At 58.3% G+C, this 19622-nt stretch carries 15 protein-coding genes; 13 read left to right on the forward strand and 2 right to left on the reverse strand.

Translation table 11 applies throughout. The features are described from left to right. The first annotated feature begins 23 nt into the window (after nucleotides 1–23). The 3 genes from ACX9NZ_RS01310 (at nucleotide 24) to ACX9NZ_RS01320 (ending at nucleotide 4222) form a co-directional block, all read left to right on the forward strand. The gene (locus ACX9NZ_RS01310) at nucleotides 24–1769 is read left to right on the forward strand and encodes an HD domain-containing protein (protein ID WP_407496958.1); all 1746 of its coding nucleotides are present in this window, start codon (nucleotides 24–26) and stop codon (nucleotides 1767–1769) included. Between the two features lie 456 nt (nucleotides 1770–2225). Continuing rightward, nucleotides 2226–2876, forward strand: a complete 651-nt coding sequence (locus ACX9NZ_RS01315) for a hypothetical protein (protein ID WP_407497005.1) — start codon at nucleotides 2226–2228, stop codon at nucleotides 2874–2876. Between the two features lie 485 nt (nucleotides 2877–3361). Then, on the forward strand, nucleotides 3362–4222 hold the full coding sequence (locus ACX9NZ_RS01320) for a hypothetical protein (RefSeq protein ID WP_407496788.1): 861 nt from the start codon (nucleotides 3362–3364) through the stop codon (nucleotides 4220–4222). Nucleotides 4223–4720: 498 nt separating this feature from the next. Here the strand turns inward: ACX9NZ_RS01320 and ACX9NZ_RS01325 are convergent, their stop codons facing one another. After that, nucleotides 4721–5239 (reverse strand): ferritin, encoded by a 519-nt coding sequence (locus ACX9NZ_RS01325; protein WP_407496790.1) that lies wholly within the window; start codon nucleotides 5237–5239, stop codon nucleotides 4721–4723. A 294-nt stretch (nucleotides 5240–5533) separates the two neighbouring features. On the opposite strand from ACX9NZ_RS01325, the gene ACX9NZ_RS01330 reads away from it, so the two are divergent. Next, nucleotides 5534–7537, forward strand: a complete 2004-nt coding sequence (locus ACX9NZ_RS01330; protein WP_407496792.1) for a DUF2207 family protein — start codon at nucleotides 5534–5536, stop codon at nucleotides 7535–7537. Nucleotides 7538–7857: 320 nt separating this feature from the next. Here ACX9NZ_RS01330 and ACX9NZ_RS01335 read toward each other — a convergent pair whose 3' ends face one another. Continuing rightward, nucleotides 7858–8493, reverse strand: coding sequence for a GNAT family N-acetyltransferase (locus ACX9NZ_RS01335; RefSeq protein WP_407496794.1), 636 nt, complete (start codon nucleotides 8491–8493; stop codon nucleotides 7858–7860). Between the two features lie 235 nt (nucleotides 8494–8728). Here ACX9NZ_RS01335 and purH point away from each other — a divergent pair, with 235 nt between their 5' ends. The 9 genes from purH (at nucleotide 8729) to ACX9NZ_RS01380 (ending at nucleotide 19601) form a co-directional block, all read left to right on the forward strand. Further along, entirely contained in the window at nucleotides 8729–10366 is a 1638-nt protein-coding gene (purH, locus tag ACX9NZ_RS01340) for a bifunctional phosphoribosylaminoimidazolecarboxamide formyltransferase/IMP cyclohydrolase (protein WP_294159685.1), read from the forward strand. 279 nt (nucleotides 10367–10645) lie between these two features. Then, nucleotides 10646–11362, forward strand: a complete 717-nt coding sequence (locus ACX9NZ_RS01345) for a hypothetical protein (RefSeq protein WP_407496796.1) — start codon at nucleotides 10646–10648, stop codon at nucleotides 11360–11362. A gap of 331 nt (nucleotides 11363–11693) precedes the next feature. Next, complete coding sequence (locus ACX9NZ_RS01350; protein ID WP_294123779.1) at nucleotides 11694–12368, forward strand: response regulator transcription factor; 675 nt, start codon at nucleotides 11694–11696, stop codon at nucleotides 12366–12368. Between the two features lie 9 nt (nucleotides 12369–12377). Next, nucleotides 12378–13442 (forward strand): sensor histidine kinase, encoded by a 1065-nt coding sequence (locus tag ACX9NZ_RS01355; protein ID WP_407496799.1) that lies wholly within the window; start codon nucleotides 12378–12380, stop codon nucleotides 13440–13442. Nucleotides 13443–13672: 230 nt separating this feature from the next. Beyond that, the gene (locus ACX9NZ_RS01360) at nucleotides 13673–15100 is read left to right on the forward strand and encodes a 6-phospho-beta-glucosidase (RefSeq protein ID WP_407496801.1); all 1428 of its coding nucleotides are present in this window, start codon (nucleotides 13673–13675) and stop codon (nucleotides 15098–15100) included. 126 nt (nucleotides 15101–15226) lie between these two features. After that, nucleotides 15227–16663, forward strand: a complete 1437-nt coding sequence (locus ACX9NZ_RS01365) for a glycoside hydrolase family 1 protein (RefSeq protein WP_294159691.1) — start codon at nucleotides 15227–15229, stop codon at nucleotides 16661–16663. Further along, complete coding sequence (locus ACX9NZ_RS01370) at nucleotides 16663–17505, forward strand: Cof-type HAD-IIB family hydrolase (protein ID WP_407496804.1); 843 nt, start codon at nucleotides 16663–16665, stop codon at nucleotides 17503–17505. Before ACX9NZ_RS01365 ends, ACX9NZ_RS01370 begins: the two co-directional genes overlap by 1 nt. Before the next feature lie 227 nt (nucleotides 17506–17732). Then, the gene (locus tag ACX9NZ_RS01375; RefSeq protein ID WP_147352837.1) at nucleotides 17733–18599 is read left to right on the forward strand and encodes a hypothetical protein; all 867 of its coding nucleotides are present in this window, start codon (nucleotides 17733–17735) and stop codon (nucleotides 18597–18599) included. Between the two features lie 9 nt (nucleotides 18600–18608). Further along, nucleotides 18609–19601, forward strand: coding sequence for a hypothetical protein (locus ACX9NZ_RS01380; RefSeq protein ID WP_118653483.1), 993 nt, complete (start codon nucleotides 18609–18611; stop codon nucleotides 19599–19601). The last annotated feature ends 21 nt before the right edge of the window (nucleotides 19602–19622 follow it).

The following is a 19622-nucleotide window of genomic DNA, read 5'->3' on the forward strand; positions in this document are numbered from 1 at the left end:
ATTCGGATATGGAGGCACGCCGCATGATTATCAGAGATCCGCTGTACAACTACATTTATCTCACTGGTGTTGAACAGAAGATAGTGGATAACGTCCTGTTTCAGAGGCTTCGACACATATCCCAGAACGGTGCCGCATACTACACGTATCCAAGCAACCATAGCTGCCGCTTCCTTCACAGTTTGGGAACTATGGAAGTCGCAGGCAGAATGGTGACGTCTATCTTGAACAACTCCTCAGGGGAAGCCCTCGATTATTTCTACATTGCCTGCGAAGACCTTATCAAGGGATGCTCGGGATCTGCTGCGGGAGCGATGGCGCCGATTGTTGGTGCTGAGGGATATGCTGTCTCCGAGGACTCACTGAGCGTGTACTCTCACTATGGATTGGAGTTCTCGATTCTCAAACATGAGACTGATCGAGGTAGCGACGAGTTGACGGAAACGGCGATGCGCGAGTACGCATGGCTCGTTACGTTCGAGGCGGTTCGCATAGCGGCTTTGCTCCACGATCTCGGACACTTTCCGTACAGCCATTCCCTTGAAGACGCCTTTGTCGAAGAGGATGGAGAGAACCTGGCGGAAATCAGCAATGCTTTTGCCAGAAAGCATAAGAAGCTCGAAAAGGTAAAGGCTTTGCATGAGAGGATTGGAATCGGTCTGCTAGACGTGGTGTTGCCAGAGGTAAATCTCAATTCGTTCGAACGCGTCTGCAGGATGGCAGCAAAGAGGATTCTATGTTCTACTGGGACAGGGGACGGAGCGGCATACCTTCTACACACTATCGTTGCCAGCGACCTTGATGCTGACAGGCTCGATTACAGCATGCGCGATCCGCGCTTTTCCGGCATGGAGCTTGGAGCGTTCGACCTTGACAGGATTACAAGCAACATCCAGATTGTGGAAGACGGCGTATGGCTTAGGGTGGTGCCGTCAATTAATGCCCTTCCCGCAGTCGAATCTTTTTATCATCAGCGCTATCTGGTTTATAAGTACCTTGTGTACCATCACGGAACGACGAGGATGAACGAGCTGGTGAAGCGCATCGTTCACGATCTGGCACTTGCCTATGTCAATGGGCGGCCAGAAAGTCTTGTGTGTCTATTGAGGGAGCGGCGTTTCAGTTACCTTTGGGATCATTGTGACGATGAGAGGTACTTCAATTGTACGGAAGACTGGCTTTTTTCGCTCATGTGCGATTTGAGGGAGTCGCGCAAGGAGTTGCTTTTGGGATGTGAGACCTCGGAGGAACGCGGGGCGATTGAGCATTTGCTGTTGATGGTTGATACGTTTGTCTGTCGCAAATCCTCAAACTTTATTACTCTCACGAAACGGATCAATCTCTATGATGAATTGGTTAGACGTGTGGAGGCCGAACTGGCATCGGTGATGCCGCTGCAAAAAGGAATCGTTGTCGAGCACATTATCGACGCCTGCTCCACGCAGGGAAGTAGGGTTTTCGATGGAACCAAGAAGAAACACAACCTTGATGTCTTCGTTCTTGAAACCAAGCCAAAAACGGTTTTCAACCGGGATAACGAAGTCGACGCGATGCTGGTGTGCAAGGATGGATCTCTGGCAAGGGTTACCGATTACTCCACTTATCTAGCTTCGCTCAAAGATTGTGTCGCTGGAGACCAACAATTTCACCTCGTTCTGTTCGGCAAAGATATCAAGGAACGGGTTAGCAATAATTCGGATCGGATAGAGGCTATCAAACACGATTTAGTGGTCGATCTTGCAAGGGCGGTAGCCATTCAGTTTGAGTAGGCAGCTTTGATTGGAAAAAGGGGTGCGCATCGATTAGGTGGCGCACGCCAATTGTTTGAGACGTCCGTCTTTGAGGTGCTTCTCTCCTAATTCCCAAATCGCAAGAAGGGCGGAGTAAGCCCCCATCGTGCTTTCTTTTTTTGACAGGTGTACCATGAGTGGATGTGAGGCAAAGCAAATCCGCATGTTTTCCTTGACGGAGAGATGAGCATCCGGGGATTTCGACGCCGCCATAGTCATCAAAATATACGCTTGCGTTATTTCTACTACAGTGCGACTGGCAATAAGGCATGGGTGGATCGGCAACACTTCTATCGAGTATAAGGCTGAGGGATCCGAGTACTCAGCGGGTGGCGCCGTGCCCATCGGTGTTGTGTTGACAAACTCGAAAGTAGGTGCGCAGGAGAACGTTCGCGAGTAATTTCTCGATTCAATCAAGGGCGGAAGGGCAGCAGCATGGCTCAAAGAGGTCTGGAGGACAAAGAGCTCGAACGTCAGCAACGTCTGTGGGAGCTGTATCTGAGGAACATGTCGGAAGTGAAGAGGCGTGTGGCGGCAATCGATGATATTTTCTTCGGGAGATGTTCTACGACCTACAGAATAACGAACATGGAGTTTTGTGTACTCCAAATCAGGAAGATTCTTGAGCTCATAGCCCTCTCTGCATTTGTTTCTGATGCTGATTTGTATCGCGAGCGGTTAGATAAAATTGAAAAAATGTGGAATGCTCGCCTCATACTTAGAGACATTGGGCGAATCCACCCTGATTTTTATCCACAACCAATCGAAATCGTGGCCCACGATGACAATCGACCAGATGAGTTTGTTGATGTAAAAGAGGGATATCTCACAGAAGAGAAGTTTATCGAAGCGTATGGCACGTGTGGAAAATACCTACACCAATCATCTCCGTTTGTTGACGAAGCAAGCCTCGCTTCGGGTTATGAGAAATTGGAAAAGGAGATACTTGAGTGGCGCGAACTCATTATTCGGTTGCTTTCCACTCATATAGTTAGACTCTATGACTCGGACTACATTTGGTACACGACAATGAACGCCAAAGATAAAGAGCCCTCGGGAAATATATTCAAGCGCTGCTCTTCATAAGAAAGTGCCGTTGCGCTTGGATTTTCTCATCTCGCATCGAGCCTAGAAAAACATCGTACTTACGCGCGGCTTGCGCCCGATCAAATGCCCAGGGCTTCACCCCTTCAAATTACTTGGAAAAAACGAACTCATGTTCTATAGTATAGAACATGAGTTCGTGCTCTGTAATTTGCCGCCCAAGAAAGGGAGGTCTTTCCTCGGGCCATCAAGGAGGCGGGGCAGATGTGAGGAAATGAAATGACCAAGAAGGTCGATCATTTCTATGCATGTTCTTCTTCGCTGATACTGCTCTTTCCATACGACCGTTGAGATAAACATATCCCAATGGGATAGGTTCGTTATGATGAGGGCTGTTGTCTAATGGACTCTTGGCGGCAAAAAGGTGGATAGCTACTTTGAAGCATCTAATCATAATGTGCCTTTTCTCCCATTCGACGCATTGTCTCCCGTGTTTAACATGCGCAAGTGGATCACGTGATTGGGAGTTGAATGCCATCACTTGGATTGAGTCTCTAGATGTGTCTGACCGAATTAGCCTGGTAAGCGCGGCGGCCTCTCTGCTGCTGAGCTTAGTCATTGCTGTGGTTCAATACCGCCAAACGGAAAAAATGAAACAAATGGAACAATCTGTAGAGGATAGAGAGGAGAGGCACCACCAAGAAGAGGTTGATGCCAAGACAGTCAGTTTTATTGTTAGATATGGAAACAATCGATCGCGCTTGCCCTTGTGTGCAATTGCTGCAATGCATAACGACACGTTTCTTTACTCGCATGAAGTCTATCGAGCGTTTTGCGGATTGCCGCGTGAGGTTCAGAATCAAGTTCTTGAACGATCCGGTGCAAATCTCAGAATCGATGAAGTTGATGATTTGGCGCAGGAGGCAATCGACTACCTTATTCAATTCTATAACGATACGTTTCCTAAGGATTCCACTCCTTTCTATGACAATGCGAAATACGTTACTAGATCTATTTCGCATTACGGTCATGTGGAGTGCGATACGGTGATTTCCGTTAGTGATTCAGAAGTGGCGCATCGACCAAGTACTAAATTATACAATGCATGTATCGTTGACACCTTAAATGCTGTGCTCGAAGAGCGAAGCATGCCCGAGCGACATGCAATAGATGAGCTGATGAAGCTATATTCTTTTGCGAGTTATAGTCAAGTAAATGCCTGTCAATTTGCAACAACTTTGGCATATTGGCTCATCATCTATTCCAAAGATCCGTCCGAAAATAGAGAGACACCAGGGATCGGTGAGGTAATGACATCGGAGGACTTGACTCTGGAGGACTTATTTCTTCTGTTTCTGCTCGCATATTATGTTCGCCGCTCAGATTAAATTCATTTGCCATGGATTCATGGTCGCTTGGAGATAAAACGCCAGCAAAACGGCCTTTCTTCTGATCGTTTTCGACTTTGCCGAACCTGTCGATAGCGCACTTTAGGTCTTTTATGACGACCGTCCAATCGGAGCGCATTGCGCGGACGTCCGCAATATCGGGGGTGGGGGAATCGTTGTAAACGTTTCGGGTTGCCCTGAGGTCCAGTACGCGTCCCATACCCCGTAGAGAACTAGTCTCTGCGAACAAGAGGGCTGCGTCATCAAGACGCATGACCCCCCCCTCTGCTCGCTGAGTTGTTAATCCAGCGAGCAGAGGGGGGTCATTCCTTCACGGTCTACAGAGCATTGGGCGTTATCTGTTGGACATGACCGGCTGCCCTCCGTTGCGTGTGGAGCGCTGCAATGGTTGGCAATGCGACCATTGCCGCGTGTCCCAAGTTGAGCCCGTGAGGGACAGGCATCAGTGTTCGGCTTATATCGCCTGCTGTGTGCCTGTTACAGCGGCAACGCGGTCATCTGTGTGTACACGCGGGCCTGGTACTCGCGGTCCAAGTCGTACAGGCCCTTGGGATCGCTGCCGAACAGCTTCATCTTGGTGACCATGTCGCGAGCGTTGGCCTCTTCCTCGCCTTGCTCTTTAACAAAAAAGTCGAGCATGCGCAGCGCGCGAATGTCGTGCGCCTCGTGTGCCACTTCGTAGCAGTGGTGGATGAGGCTCGTCACGTACTCCTCGTGTGCCAAGCCGGCTTCGAGCGGGTCCAGGTCGTTCTCGAAGTGCATGCTGGGCTGCTCAATGGCGAACATTGTGGGCTTGTAGTCGTTGTCAAGCAGGTAGCGGCGCATTGCCATGGCGTGGTCGACTTCCTCCTTGACCTGGATTTCGTACCAGTTTGCGAAGCCCTTGAGGCCACGGTCCTCGTAATAGTCGGCAAACGTGAGGTACAGGTATGCGGAGTAGAACTCCTTGTTAATCTGCTCCTCAAGCACCTTCGCGACGTTCTCGTTCATAGCCATATGCACTCCTTCGGTCGATCTGGCGCGTGCGCGCAACCTGAGTATACCGCCGCATGGCACGGCAAATTGACTATGGCTGCCAGGTAATTGCCGGCCTGTTACGGGCTGGCTGCGCCCACGTGGAAATGCAAGGCCACGATAGATTAAACGAGTTTTGAACTGCTTTCCGTGCCAGCTTTGGTCGAGCTCCCGTTCCGGCGCATGCCGTTTGCGGGGTCGCGGGGCACCGCGAGGCAGAACCGAATCCCGCACGGGTACAATGGGCGCACGTATACATAGAGAAAGGTGCGTCCCATGCTCGCACGCCCGCATTCCTCATCTCCTGTCCGCGTCATCTGTCAGCGCCGCGCCTCATGCTCGCTGCGCCTTTTCGCCACGTTCTGCGGCCTCGTCCTCGCGCTCGTCTTCGCGCTTGTTGCCCCGGCGACTGCCCATGCGGACACGTACTCGCTTCCACGCGTGAACATTCAGGCGCAGGTTATGGAGAACGGCGACCTCAATGTCACCGAGGAGCGCACCTTTGCCTTTGAGGACACGGTTAACGGCGTGTACTGGAGCATCCCCTTTGCGCAAAACGAGCAGGGCCAGACCTCATCCGTAACGGTCTCCAGCGTGTATGAGTACGACGGTTCGGTCGGTGAGGGGGCAGAGGCGGACGCTCGTCGTGCCTCCCAGCCCATGCAGGAAGTCGCCTCCGCGGAGCCGGGTGACCAGCACGTTTACACGGTTTCGGACGAGGGCGACGCCCTTGAACTCAAGGTCTTCGTCCCCCGCGAAGATGGTGATGAGGTGACCTTGTGGGTTTCGTACACGATCACGGGTGCCGTGATGGCGTGGCCCGACACCGCCGAGCTCTATTGGCAATTCATCGGTCCCGAGTGGGAGGAGGATGCCGAGGACGTCGAGTTGAACGTGATGTTCGCGGGGGCTTCTGAGGGCACGCCGGCGACCACTGGCACCGATGATGCCAATTTCCGCTCATGGGGCCACGGTCCGCTTGATGGAAGCGTGGTGCTCGATGATGGGGATGTCGCCAACCCCGTGGTGACCCTAACTGCCCCGCGTGTCCATGCGGGCCAATTTGCCGAGGTTCGCGTTGCGTTCCCGACGGATTGGGTGCCCGGCTTGGCGGCGATGGGTGATGCGCGCCTGGACACCATACTTTCCGAGGAGGCCGCGTGGGCGGACGAGGCGAACGCCCAGCGCGAACGCGCCCGCACGACCGCCACGGTCGGTACGGGCATCTTGACAATCGGCCCGGCGGCACTCTTGGCGATAGTGGTGTACCTGCGCAAAACCAAGTACACCAGCCCTAAGCCCGTCTTCGAGGAGACCTATTTCCGAGACCTCCCGTCCAACGACCACCCCGCCGTGCTCTCCGCGCTCGTGTACGGCGGCTCGGTTCAGGATTGCGCCTTCGTGGCGACCCTCATGAAGCTCACCGACGACCGCGTGATCGCGATCGACCACGAGTCCCGCACCGAGAGCCGTTTCCTCGGCCTGGGCGAGAAGACCGTCGAGGAGTACTCGCTCAAACTCGTCGCACGTGAGCGCGTGGACGACCCCATCGATCTGACCGCGATCAACCTGTATTTCGGGCCGAGCGCGAAAAACGGCGACGAGGTCAGTTTCGATGCGCTCAAAGACGGCGAGGACGCGGGTGATCTCATGCAGGAGTTTAAGGACCAGGTGAGCGGGGAGCTCGAGCGCCGGAACCTCGTCAACCTCGTTCCCGCCGGGTTCAAATTCGGTATGGGGGGCATCGGAATCATCCTGATAATCGTTGCCGTCCTCTTCATTCTCTACACGGACGCAGCGAATCTGCCGTTCGTGCTGTTGGGTATCGGCATGTCCGTCACGGCGGCGATCATCGGCGCGACTGCGAAGATGTACTCATCCGAAGCTGTCGAGCTGCTCAACCGCTGCCAGGCGCTCGAGCGCTGGCTCGAGGACTTCACCAATCTGGACGAGGCGGTGCCCGATGACCTCATCCTGTGGAACAAGATGCTCGTACTCGCCGTGGCGTTCGGCGTAAGCGACGAGGTTCTGCGTCAGCTTGCCGACGCCGTGCCGAACGAGCTGCGCGAGGACGAGAACGGCATGTATTACTATCCCAGCTACTGGTGGTACTACGGTCACGGTGGCCTGCATTCGCCCATGAGCGAGATGCACGATGCGTACCAGGCCACGGTCGCGGAACTTTCCTCGAGCTCCAGCAGCTCGGGCGGTGGTTTTGGTGGCGGCTTCTCCGGTGGAGGCGGCGGGGGCGTTGGCGGCGGAGGCGGCGGCAGCTTCTAACGCGCATTCTGGTGGCGACAAGCCGCATCTTTCGCTTGTTGGGCGCCTCTCGCGCCCCACAAGCTCAAGTGCATGCCGCAAATCGGGCGATTTTGTAACGAAAATCAGAACGGCTCGAGTAGACGCCATCATCGAACAGTTGTGACCTGCGGAAATGCCGACCGGATTTCCCTGCTACTCGCCTCGTCCGAGAACTCGTTACAAAAACGCCCGATTCGCGGCATGCAGGGGATGTTTTGTGCGATGAATCGGCTTTGCGCGGCGCGAAGTCCGAGGGATCCCGTGATGCATGCGAGGGCTACAGGACAGCGGCGTCGATTCTAAGCGGAGAGGTCCAGTCCGTACACGTACATCTCTTTGGGGAGCAGGCGACGCTCTTCGCGCGTGCTGCGATACGTGCCGGCGCGTTTGAAACCGTGGTGTTCATAGAACTGCCAGGTGCAGTCGGTGTCGGTGTAGAGGAACGCCCGCTGTGCGCCCTCTTCGGCCAAATACGTGGTCGCCGCATCGATAAGCACGCTGCCAATGCCCATACCGCGTGCCGATTCGCCAACCGCGAGCAGGGTGATCTCCGTTGACCCGGCAAAACCGCTGTCGCTCAGCAGCTTGTCATTTTTAGACTCGGTGAGTTGGACACCCTTCCAGTAATTGGCGGCAGCCTCGGGTTCAAGTTCGCGCATGCGGCGGAAGTAGTCTTTGGACATGACGAACCAGCGCTTGTGGGCGCGGACGCGCGTGGCGCTCGGGCAAGCGAGCACAATGCCGCACGGCTTATCGTCGATAAGGGCCACCTGCGAGAAGGGGGAAATGGAGAGCGAGTATGAGAGGTCGTTGCAGGCCTCGAGAAATCCGTATTCGGACGAGGGGACTTCGGTGTGCCACGCCTCCTGAATGATGGCGGCAATATCCTCGAAGTCGCCTTCGTCAAAAGGCCTATACGTTACGCGCGAGACCATGGATCCTCCTGTCGTCCTCTCGTTTCTACCACCGCAGCGTGCACGTGTTGTGGTGCGTTCGTGGAACCCGTCGTTCACCTCATATTTTTCGCGCAAACGCCATGGTTTCTCGGCAAGTTCTCCAAATCGCGCGCGTTGAGCGATGTGAGTGTTTGCCGCCTGCGGTACAGTAGGTGCATGTTAGATAGAGATGCGCACGCTGCTTGCGGCGCGTCATCCCTGCGAAGGAGGGCACATGGCAGACCTTGGAAAGGTTTCGCGCGCGTTGATTTCGGTTACGGACAAGACCGGCGTGGTTGAGTTCGCGAAGGCGCTGGCAGAGGAGTTCGGTGTCGAGATCATCTCCACCGGCGGCACCGCCAAGGTTCTCGTCGAGGCCGGCGTCCCCGTCGTCCCGATTGAGGAGTACACCGGGTTCCCCGAGATGATGGAGGGCCGCGTCAAGACGCTGCATCCCAAGGTTCACGGCGGCCTGCTCGCTCGTCGCGACTCCGAGCAGCATATGGCCGAGGCTGCCGAGCACGGCATTGGCATGATCGACCTCGTCTGCGTGAACCTCTACGAGTTCGAGAAGACCGTCGCCAACCCCGACGTCACCTTCGCCGACGCCATCGAGCACATCGACATCGGTGGCCCCTCCATGCTGCGCTCCGCCGCGAAGAACGCCGCCGCCGTGACCGTGGTGTCCGACCCCGCCGATTACGACGCCGTCCTTGCCGAGATGCGCGCCAATGACGGCGCCACCACGCCCGAGACGCGCCGCCGCCTGCAGGTCAAGGTCTACACCACCACCGCCGCGTACGACACCGCCATCTCCACTTGGCTCGCCGCCCAGGTCGAGGGTGCCACCACCGCGCCGCTCACCGCCGAGGGTGAGTTCGCTGCCCCCGCGTCCATGGGCATGAGACTCGAGAAGGCCCAGGACCTGCGCTACGGCGAGAACCCGCAGCAGGCCGCCGCGGTCTACCGCTTCGACGCCGCCAACGCCCCGCTCTTCTCCTCCGACGCCCCCCTCGTGGGCGCCGAGCAGCTCCAGGGCAAGCCGCTCTCCTACAACAACTTCCTCGACGCCGAGGCGGCTTGGAACGCCGTCCGCGAGTTCGACGAGCCCGGCGTGATCATCCTCAAGCATCAGAACCCCTGCGGCTCCGCCGTGGCGGGCGACGTGACCGAGGCCTACGACCGCGCCTTCGCGTGCGACCCCAAGAGCGCCTTCGGCGGCATCGTTGCCGTCAACCGCGAGGTGCCGCTGTCGCTCGTCGAGCACTTTGCCGACCGCGACAAGCTGTTCGTCGAGGTTCTCATTGCCCCGAGCTTTACGCCTGAGGCCCTCGAGCGTCTTGCCAAGCGCCCCAACCTGCGCGTCCTCGCCACGGGTGCGGCCTCCGGCCATGCCAAGCTCGAGATGCGCACCGTCGACGGCGGCATGCTCGTCCAGCGCGTCGACACGGTCGACGAGGACCCGGCCACCTTCACGTTCCCCACGGAGCGCAAGCCCACGGATGCCGAGATGCGCGACCTCATGTTCGCCTGGAAGGTCTGCAAGACCGTCAAGTCCAACGCCATCCTCATCGCGAAGGACGAGATGGGTATCGGCATGGGCCCCGGTCAGCCCAATCGCGTGGACTCTGCGCTGCTGGCCTGCCAGCGCGCCGACGAGGTCTGCGAGCGCCTGGGACAGGAGGCCGGTGGCTACGCCTGCGCGTCCGACGCCTTCTTCCCGTTCCGCGACAACGTCGACACGCTCGCGGCGCACGGCGTGACCGCCATCATCCAGCCCGGTGGCTCCGTGCGCGACGAGGAGTCCATCGACGCCTGCAACGAGCATGGCATCGCGATGGTCTTCACCGGTACCCGTCACTTCCGTCACTAAGTAGCAACGGGTTGCTGCGGGCTTCCCAGACACCGCACTTTGGGGTTCAATCGTCGGGCGCCGTACGTTAGGCGTGCGCCCTCCTCTTTCACCCCAATCTGCGGCACCTGGAAAGCCCTCGCCGGTTTGGAGGGTTTTTAGGGAACCTGGAAAGACCTCGCCGACCTGGATTGAGCTGGGTGGTGTGCCTCGACTTTCCTTTGCCCGAGGGTGTTGTATGTGATTTGAACGTGCCGGGGAATTGTTTTCCCGGTACGTTTTTGCTTAGGAGGATTCGCCGTGAGCGACATCGAACCGTTCTTCAATTCGGCTGAGGAATGCGCCGCGTACGAGATGTTTTGCGCCGAGCAGGAGCGCGGTCTTGAGAAGTTCGAGCTGGCCGACCCCGCCTTGGTGTGCCGTTGGCGCATGAACCGCCGACAGGTTCCGCTCATCAACCGCCACATTCGAGCGTTGTCGCAGCGCGTGGTCAACGGTGCGCCCCTCACCACGAACATGCTTTCATGGGCCAAACAGCACGTTGAATGGTCGCTTGCGGCAGGGGAGTATGAGGATCCGAACGGCGTGCTCATGCTGGTGATCGATGTGAACGGCGATGCCCTTATGAGCGTTGGGCCGTATGAGCCGCTGGCGGATACGTCGCGTGCCGCGCTTGTGTCCCGTGCCTCCATCGCGCGTGCGGAGGCGGCGGGCACCGGGGTGGCGCCCGAACTTCTTGGCGTGCTTACCGCCGATGGTCGTGTGTTGCTCGCCGCTGCGCCCGGCGAGGCTCTTTGCGGTGCCGCTACGCTGGTAGAGCAGCTTGCTGCTGTTCGCGGTCATGCGGTTGAACGTTCACTCGTGGACGGCGTGACGGCTGAGCAGGTTGCGGGCGCTGCGGGTGAGGGCGATGCCGTGTTCCTCATCTCCGACGAGCACGGCGTGGTGGTCGAGCGCGGAGCGACCAGCGGTGACGCGGCGCAGCTCTCGGCTGACGTCCGCAAGCTCTTTGCCTGATGTGCTACGCGCAACCGTGCCCTTACCCGCGCCGCCGGTCTCCCTCAGCCGCATTCCTGCCGCGAAAGTTAACTCTCGCAGCCCGTTTTGCCGCGAGTCGTGTGTATCGTTCCGCGAAAGTTAACTCTCGCGGAAGAAGTCGCCCCTCATGCGGAGGCGATCGCCCACCCGCGCCCCTGTGCCGGCTCCTTACATTGATGAAAGCTCTTCGCTTGCCGCTCTCGCTGCGAGGCTAGGCGGGGCATAATGAAAGCACGACAAAACGTCAATCGGCTGCATGCGCGCGGCGAACACGCCCTCGCGCACGAGGCGGTGGAAGGGAAGTGGTGGCATGGCGCGCATATTCGTGGTCGAGGATGACGCCCCCATTCGCAACGAGGTCATCGAAGTGCTCGAGCGCCAGGGCTACGAGGCGTCGTACTGCCTTACCTTCGACCACGTGGTCGAGGATATCCTGACCGCCCGCCCCGACCTTGTGCTGCTCGACCTCACGTTGCCGGGTACGGACGGCCAGCTCATCTGCCGCGAACTGCGCCAGCAGTCCGACATTCCCGTCATCGTGCTCACGTCGCGCGTGACCGAGGTCGACGAGGTCATGAGCATGACCATGGGCGCGGACGACTTCATACCCAAGCCCTACAGCGCGCGTGTGCTCGTCGCGCGCGTGCAGGCGCTGCTGCGTCGCGTCAAGGGCGCATCGGATTCCAGCCGCGCGCTCGAGCACAATGGCGTGGCTCTCGACTTGTCGCGCTCCACGGCAACCGCAACGCAGACCGGCCGCTCCATCGAGCTCACCAAAAACGAGATGCGCATCCTCTCGCTGCTTATCGCCCATGCGGGAACGATTGTGAGCCGAGAGGCGATCATGCGCGACCTATGGGACTCCGACGCCTTTGTGGACGACAACACGCTCACCGTGAACATCAACCGTTTGCGCACTACGCTGGAAAAAATCGGGATCACGGGGTATCTCACCACGCATCGCGGTCGCGGCTACTCGGTGTAGGGGTGCACGATGAAGTTATCCGAGTTCCTTGCTTCGTCATGGCCTCACATGGCGCTTGCCTGCATCGCGGCGGCGCTTTGCGCGTTCATTTCCGCAGTGGGCGGCGCGGGGTTTGCAGTGAGTGCGCTGATGGCCTTGCTGATCGTGGGGTCGGCACTGGTGGCGCTCGTTGTCGATTACCGCCGAAAGCGCTCATTTTACGCCGACTTGGTTGCATGCATCGATGATGTCGAGCATCCCCTGTGGATCACCGAGATGATGGATAGACCCGAGTTTTTGGAAGGGCGCCTGGCGTACGAGGCACTTTGCCGCGTTTCCAAAGCGGCCAATGATGACGTGGCGGAGTATCGTCGTCAGACTCAGGATTATCGCGAGTACGTCGAAACGTGGGTACATGAGGCCAAGTCGCCCTTGGCCGCCTCCCACTTGATGTTGGAAAACCTTATGGAGGCGGCGCCCGCCGACGAGACGGGAGAGAAGCTCCTTGTTAAGACCGAGGCGCTCGGCGAGGAGCTCGATCGCGTTGAGGGCTACATCGAACAGGCTCTGTTCTTTGCGCGCTCCGAGTCTCTTGATCGCGATTACCTCATTCGCGCCTATGACCTCCAGAAGCTCGTGGGCGACGCAGTTCGCGCGAACGCGCGCGTGCTCATCGGCGCCCACGTGTCGCCGTTTCGTAGAGGGCTTGACCACACGGTGTTTACCGACGAGAAGTGGATGACGTTCATCCTGGGCCAACTTATCCAGAACAGCGCGAAGTACGCCCAAGGAGAGGGTGCCGAAATCGTGTTTACGAGCAGACTGGTGGATGAAGGGCGCGCGACGGAGCGCGTAGAGCTCGAGGTCCGTGACAACGGCTGCGGGGTTGAGCAAGCGGAGCTGCCGCGCGTCTTTGATCGTGGGTTCACGGGTGACAATGGACGCACGGGCAAACGCGCCACGGGCATTGGCCTGTACTTGGTCAAGCGCCTATGCGGCAAAATGGGGCTTTCCGTGCGGGCGGACGCGCGCCCGGGGGAGTTTTTCGCCGTGACCATCGGGTTTCCCACCAACAAGATGCATTACTTCGAATAGGCGTGCGCGGAGCCTGAATCCATGTGGTCCCGATGACGATCTGGGGATTTCGCAAAAGGTATCAGGATGTATCAATCACGTTGTGTAGTTCGTAAAACGGCATAGAAAAGAAGTATCAGCATCTGCCCGGGGCATTGTGGCGCGTCCTTGCGCTCGGCATACTGGGGCCATGGTTCGTCGAGCGCTTGCTGCATGGGGCAGCGGGCCCGGCGCGCGAGAAGGGGTGCAAGATGGGTTTTCGTGACGACTTCCTGTGGGGTGGAGCCACCGCTGCCAATCAGTGCGAGGGCGCGTACAACGTTGACGGCCGTGGCTTGGCCAACGTCGATGTGATGCCGCACGGCAAGGATCGCTTCGCGGTGGGTATGGGCGTCCGCAAGATGCTCGATTTCGAGGACGGGTACTTCTATCCGGCGCAGACCGGCATCGACTTCTACCACCACTACAAGGAGGACATCGCGCTGTTCGCGGAGATGGGCTTCAAGACCTTCCGCATGAGCCTCGCTTGGACCCGTATCTTCCCCAACGGAGACGAGACGGAGCCCAATGAGGCCGGCCTCGCCTTCTACGAGGACGTGTTCCGCGAGTGCCAAAAGCACGGCATAGAGCCGCTCGTCACCATCACGCACTTCGACTGTCCCATCCATCTCATCAAGGAGTACGGTGGCTGGCGCAACCGCAAGCTCATCGACTTCTACAAGAACCTCGCCCGCGTGCTGTTCACCCGCTACAAGGGCCTGGTGAAGTACTGGCTCACCTTCAACGAGATCAACATGATCCTGCACCTGCCGTTCATGGGCGCCGGCCTGGTGTTCGAGGAGGGCGAGGACAAGAAGGCCGTCGAGTACCTGGCCGCCCATAACGAGCTCGTCGCCAGCGCCTGGGCAACCAAGATCGCGCATGAGATCGACCCCGACGTGAAGATCGGCTGCATGCTCGCCGCGGGCAGCTACTACCCCTACAGCTGCCGCCCCGAGGACGTGCGCGCCGCCCAGCTCGCCAACCAGGACAACTACTTCTTCGTGGACGTCCAGAGCCGCGGGTACTATCCGTCCTACGCGCTCAAGAAGCTCGAGCACGAGGGCATCGATGTGGGCATGACCGACGAGGATAAGCAGATCCTGGCTGAGAACACGGTCGACTTCATCTCCTTCAGCTACTACTCCACGCGCTGCGCCGCCGGCGAGGGCTCCGACGCCGCCAAGACCGAGGGCAACGCCTTCGCCGGCGCCAAGAACCCCTACCTCAAGGAGAGCCAGTGGGGCTGGGCCATCGACCCGCTCGGGTTCCGCATCACCCTCAACGACCTCTACGACCGCTATCAGAAGCCGCTGTTCGTGGTGGAGAACGGCCTGGGCGCGAAGGACGTCGTCGAGGAGGACGGCTCCATCAACGACGATTACCGCATCGACTACCTGCGCCAGCACATCGAGGCCATGCGCGATGCGGTGACCGAGGACGGCGTCGACCTGCTCGGCTACACCACGTGGGGCCCCATCGACCTGGTTTCCGCCGGCACGGGCGAGATGTCCAAGCGCTACGGCTTCATCTACGTGGACCGCGACGATGCCGGCAACGGCACCCTCGCGCGCTCCAAGAAGAAGAGCTTTGACTGGTACAAGAAGGTTATCGCCACCAACGGCGAGGACCTTTCCTAACTCGCCCGGCTTTCCCAGGCACCCCACCTCGGCGCGAACCCAAAGGCTTATGTACGCCAGTACACCGCGCCTTTGCGTTCACGCCGATCTGGGGCACCTGAGAAAGCCGGGACAAAGGAGGATGTAATGTTCCCTAAGAATTTCTATTGGGGTGGCGCCACTGCGGCCAATCAGTTCGAGGGCGCGTGGAACGTCGATGGGCGAGGCCCCTCCGTCGACGACCACTTCACCGGCGGTAGCTACGAGAAGCCGCGTGAGATCACGGTCGACATCAAGCCCGACGTGCTCTACCCCAATCACGACGGCATCGACTTCTACCACCATTACGAGGAGGACATCGCGCTGTTTGCCGAAATGGGCTTCAACATGTTCCGCATGTCCATCTCCTGGAGCCGCATCTTCCCCAATGGCGACGATGCCGAGCCCAACGAGGCGGGTCTCGCGTTCTACGACCGCGTCTTCGACGCCTGCGCCAAGCACGGCATCGAGCCGCTGGTAACGCTCTCGCACTACGAGATGCCCTACCACCTGGTCGAGAAATACAACGGTTGGGCCTCCCGTGAGCTCATCGGCTTCTTTGAGAACTACTGCGCCACTGTGTTCGAGCGCTACCAGGACAAGGTGAAGTTCTGGCTCACTTTCAACGAGATCAACTGCGGCACCATGGACATGGGTGCCATGATGGAGACCGGCCTCATCCAGGGCTTCGAGGGTCCGGCGTCCGCCATCAAGACCACGCCGCAGCAGCGCTACCAGGCCCTGCACCATCAGTTCGTGGCGCATGGCCGCGTGGTCAAGCTCGCCCACGAGAAGTACCCGCAGTTCAAGATGGGCAACATGGACTGCTTCATCCTGAGCTACCCCGGTACGTGCGACCCCGCGGACGTGCTCGCCAACGAGCTCGAGATGAACCGCATGAACTGGTACTGCTCCGACATCCAGGTGCGCGGTGCCTACCCGTTCTACGCCAAGCGCTTCTGGGCCGAGAACGATATCGAGCTCGCGATGGAGCCCGGTGACCTCGAGGACATTGCTGCCGGCAAGGTGGACTTCTACACCTTCTCCTACTACATGTCCGGCACCGTGAGCACGCACGCCGACCACGAGATGACCGAAGGCAACATGACCTTCGGCGGCAAGAACCCCTACCTTAAGAGCACCGACTGGGGCTGGCAGATCGACCCCGAGGGTCTGCGCATCGCTCTCAACATGATTTACGCCCGCTACGAGATTCCGCTGATGGTGGTCGAGAACGGCATGGGCGCCTACGATACGGTCGAAGAGGACGGATCGATCCACGATCAGTACCGCATTGACTACCTCAAGAGCCACGTGAAGGCCATGGGCGAGGCCGTCGCCGACGGCGTGGACCTCATCGCCTACACCTGGTGGGGCCCCATCGACCTCGTCTCCGCCGGTACCGGCGAGATGCGCAAGCGCTACGGTTTCATCCACGTGGACAAGTACGACGACGGCACCGGCACCTACGAGCGTCGCCGCAAGGACAGCTTCTTCGCGTACCAGAAAATCATCAAGTCCAACGGCGCCGAGGGGCTCGAGTAATGGCGCAATCCAAGATCGTCTTCCTCGATGTGGACGGTACAATCACCGACTACGAGAACAACGTGCCGCAGTCTGCGAAGGACGCCATCAAGGCGGCCCGCGCCAACGGGCACCGCGTGTACATGTGCACCGGCCGCAGCAAGGCCGAGAATCCACCGGAGATTTGGGAGATCGGCTTCGACGGCATGATCGGCGGCAACGGCTGCTATGTGGAGTCCGAGGGTGAGGTGGTGATGCATCAGCTCATTACGGCGGAGCAGTGCTGCCACATTGTGGACTGGCTGCACGGGCGCGGGCTGGAGTTCTACCTCGAGTCCAACAACGGCCTGTTCGCCAGCGAACGTTTTCGCGAGGAGGCCGGCCCGATCATGAGACTCTACGCCAAGGGCAAGGGTGCCAGTGACGAGGACGCCGAGACCTCGGCCCATGCGTTCATGGACACGCTCATCTACGATGGCGAGCTCTATCGCGACGACCTCAACAAGGTGAGCTTCATCCTGTCGACCTACCAGGATCATTTGGACTCCGTCGAGGAGTTCCCCGATCTGGTGGCGCGCACCTGGGGCGGCAAGGGCGAACATGCCCTGTTTGGCGACCTGGGCGTGAAGGGGCTCGACAAGGCGCACGCCATCCGTGTGCTCGTGGAACACTTGGGCGCGAACATGGCAGACACCATCGCCGTGGGCGACGCCAAGGTCGACATCCCCATGTTCGCGTGCTGCGGCGCGAGCGTGTGCATGGGCAGTGGCGGTGACGAGGCCAAGGCCGCTGCCGATTGGGTCACCACGGATGTGGACGACGACGGCATGTGGAACGCCTTTGTGCACTTGGGACTAATCTAAGAAAGCTCCAAAGTAGACCACGCGAATCTATATACATTGCATTGCGGAACGGCTCCGAAGTACGGGGCCGTTCCGTTTTTACGTAAGGCTGTACGACAGGAAACATGCATTTCATCAGGGGTGTACGACAGACAGAACAGGTATGACGGGTTAAGACTTGAAGTGTCTTCGACGGTGTGATGGCTCCATAAGGGGAAGCCGCACGTGGCAAGCGGATGGATGCTAGGATGTCTCGATCTTTTTTTACGCTGTTGCGCCTATGCACAGGGCGGAAGCTGGTTTGGGCGTTTCTCGCCTGTTTCGCGCTGTTGTTCTATGAGCTCGTTCAGCTGATGCTGACTGCGTACGGAAATGCAGGTCAAGTTGAGATCATGGGCATCGATTTGCCACCTCTCGTTCTGGCGGCGGAGGCCTTTGGGCGCTCCGCCGCCCCGTGGCTCATCGTGCCGTTCGTCGTGTGCGCCTATGCCGAAGAGCACTTGGCAAACGGCTACGTTGTGATGATTCAATCGAACGGTGAAGACGCCAAGGTTCTGGCGCTGAAATTCATATTAGTGGCAACTGCCCTCTCGTTATGCACCGCTGTTGCGATGAGCGTATGTATCCTGTTGGTATGCGCGTTGCTCTGTCGCGGTACGCTTGATGCCGCGTACATGACGAGTCTTGCGAGTGCAGGGGTCCGAGTTCTAACAGATTCCATGGCGATCAATTATGCCGGTGCGATCTTGGTCGGCATGCTTCGGGTGGTAGCGATCGGCGCCGCATCCATGGGCTTTGCCTTGATTGCCCGCTGGAAGCACGCCGGGGTGCTCGCTATTCCCATGATATGGCTCACGCTGTCTTATACCCCCGCAATGACGGTTATCGCTGGAGTATTGGGAACTCTAGGTATGCCGCCGGAGAGGCTGGCGAAACCCGTATATAGCCTGATGGCGTATACGGAGACAAGCGCCGCGCTGCATGTGTTTCTTTGCTCCGAGATTTCCTTCTGCCTTGTCGTGCTTGCGGCATCGGTGTTGGTTGCGGTCAAGGCACCGCGTTCTCTCCGAGTGAAAGCCGCAGGTGTGACCCAAAAAAACGATTTGATGAGATGAGGAGGGGTCATGCGCAGTGTCCATAGTGCGTCTTCAGCGTTCCGACGGCTTGTCAGTTTCGAGCTGCGGAGGTTCGTGACACCGTTCCGTATGGTATTGGCGATGGTTTCCCTCGTTGCGATGGTTGTGCTTGCGCGGGGCAACTTGCTGCAGCAGATGGCGATCGCGGCGCCTCAACTCGCCGACGATGGCATGAGCGTTTCGCCGACTGCTTTTGATATGGCATATCTGGCCCTCAACAACCAGTTGATAACGGGGATTATCCTTCCGATTGTGTGCGGCATTCTGTGCTCCGATCTTGTAGCGCGAGATTATTCGGGTGGGATGCGCACTCTGATTGCGTGCGAGACGCGGGGCGCTTCGACGTATGTAGCGGCAAAACTTGTTACCGCGGCAGTTGTGTGTCAGGGCGTCGTACTACTCTTCATTGCCGCATGCATCCTGGTGTCATGCCTCTTGCTCGATCTCCCCATTGCGATTGAACCTTCTGCATGGCTGGCATCGAGTGGGCCGCAGGACAGTATTTGGGCTCAATACGGGCCAATTCCCATGGGCTGGAATTACGCCGCACTCATTGTTGCGCTTGTCTTGGGTTTTGGGGCGCTTGAAACTGTATTGTCGTGGACTGCCATGGCGGTATGCTCTTTTTTGAAATCTCCAAGCGCGGCTCCGTTGGTTGTTGCTCTGTTTTATGTGATTGCCTCGCAGTTCGAGTCACTGGTCACAAGTTTGGGGATGTTGCTGGGGATTACCTCTTGGATCAAAACGATAGGCTGGATTGTCGATCGCCTGTGTCTGGTGAACTACCGATTGGGGGCTTCATTTTTTCAGGAGTTTGCCGGTGGCGCATATCAGGGGTATATCGCGGTCGCTTCGGATGTTGCAGCGGGCACGTATCCGATTAACAACTGGGCGAGTTTGCTGTCGATGCTTGCGGTTCTATCGGCCATTTCGATGGTGCTGCTTCTTGTCCACGAAAGAAGGCTTCACGGGCGAGCGTGACGCCTCGCATACGCGGAATTG

The organism is Collinsella sp. BM28 (assembly GCF_054551995.1).

Excerpts from the sequence above, each read along its gene's own strand:
- ACX9NZ_RS01310 (WP_407496958.1), top strand. The coding sequence starts at position 24 with ATGATTATCAGAGATCCGCTGTACAACTACATTTATCTCACTGGTGTT.
- ACX9NZ_RS01315 (WP_407497005.1), top strand. The coding sequence starts at position 2,226 with ATGGCTCAAAGAGGTCTGGAGGACAAAGAGCTCGAACGTCAGCAACGT.
- ACX9NZ_RS01325 (WP_407496790.1), bottom strand. The coding sequence starts at position 5,239 with ATGGCTATGAACGAGAACGTCGCGAAGGTGCTTGAGGAGCAGATTAAC.
- ACX9NZ_RS01330 (WP_407496792.1), top strand. The coding sequence starts at position 5,534 with ATGCTCGCACGCCCGCATTCCTCATCTCCTGTCCGCGTCATCTGTCAG.
- ACX9NZ_RS01335 (WP_407496794.1), bottom strand. The coding sequence starts at position 8,493 with ATGGTCTCGCGCGTAACGTATAGGCCTTTTGACGAAGGCGACTTCGAG.
- purH (WP_294159685.1), top strand. The coding sequence starts at position 8,729 with ATGGCAGACCTTGGAAAGGTTTCGCGCGCGTTGATTTCGGTTACGGAC.
- ACX9NZ_RS01350 (WP_294123779.1), top strand. The coding sequence starts at position 11,694 with ATGGCGCGCATATTCGTGGTCGAGGATGACGCCCCCATTCGCAACGAG.
- ACX9NZ_RS01355 (WP_407496799.1), top strand. The coding sequence starts at position 12,378 with ATGAAGTTATCCGAGTTCCTTGCTTCGTCATGGCCTCACATGGCGCTT.
- ACX9NZ_RS01360 (WP_407496801.1), top strand. The coding sequence starts at position 13,673 with ATGGGTTTTCGTGACGACTTCCTGTGGGGTGGAGCCACCGCTGCCAAT.
- ACX9NZ_RS01365 (WP_294159691.1), top strand. The coding sequence starts at position 15,227 with ATGTTCCCTAAGAATTTCTATTGGGGTGGCGCCACTGCGGCCAATCAG.
- ACX9NZ_RS01370 (WP_407496804.1), top strand. The coding sequence starts at position 16,663 with ATGGCGCAATCCAAGATCGTCTTCCTCGATGTGGACGGTACAATCACC.
- ACX9NZ_RS01375 (WP_147352837.1), top strand. The coding sequence starts at position 17,733 with ATGTCTCGATCTTTTTTTACGCTGTTGCGCCTATGCACAGGGCGGAAG.
- ACX9NZ_RS01380 (WP_118653483.1), top strand. The coding sequence starts at position 18,609 with ATGCGCAGTGTCCATAGTGCGTCTTCAGCGTTCCGACGGCTTGTCAGT.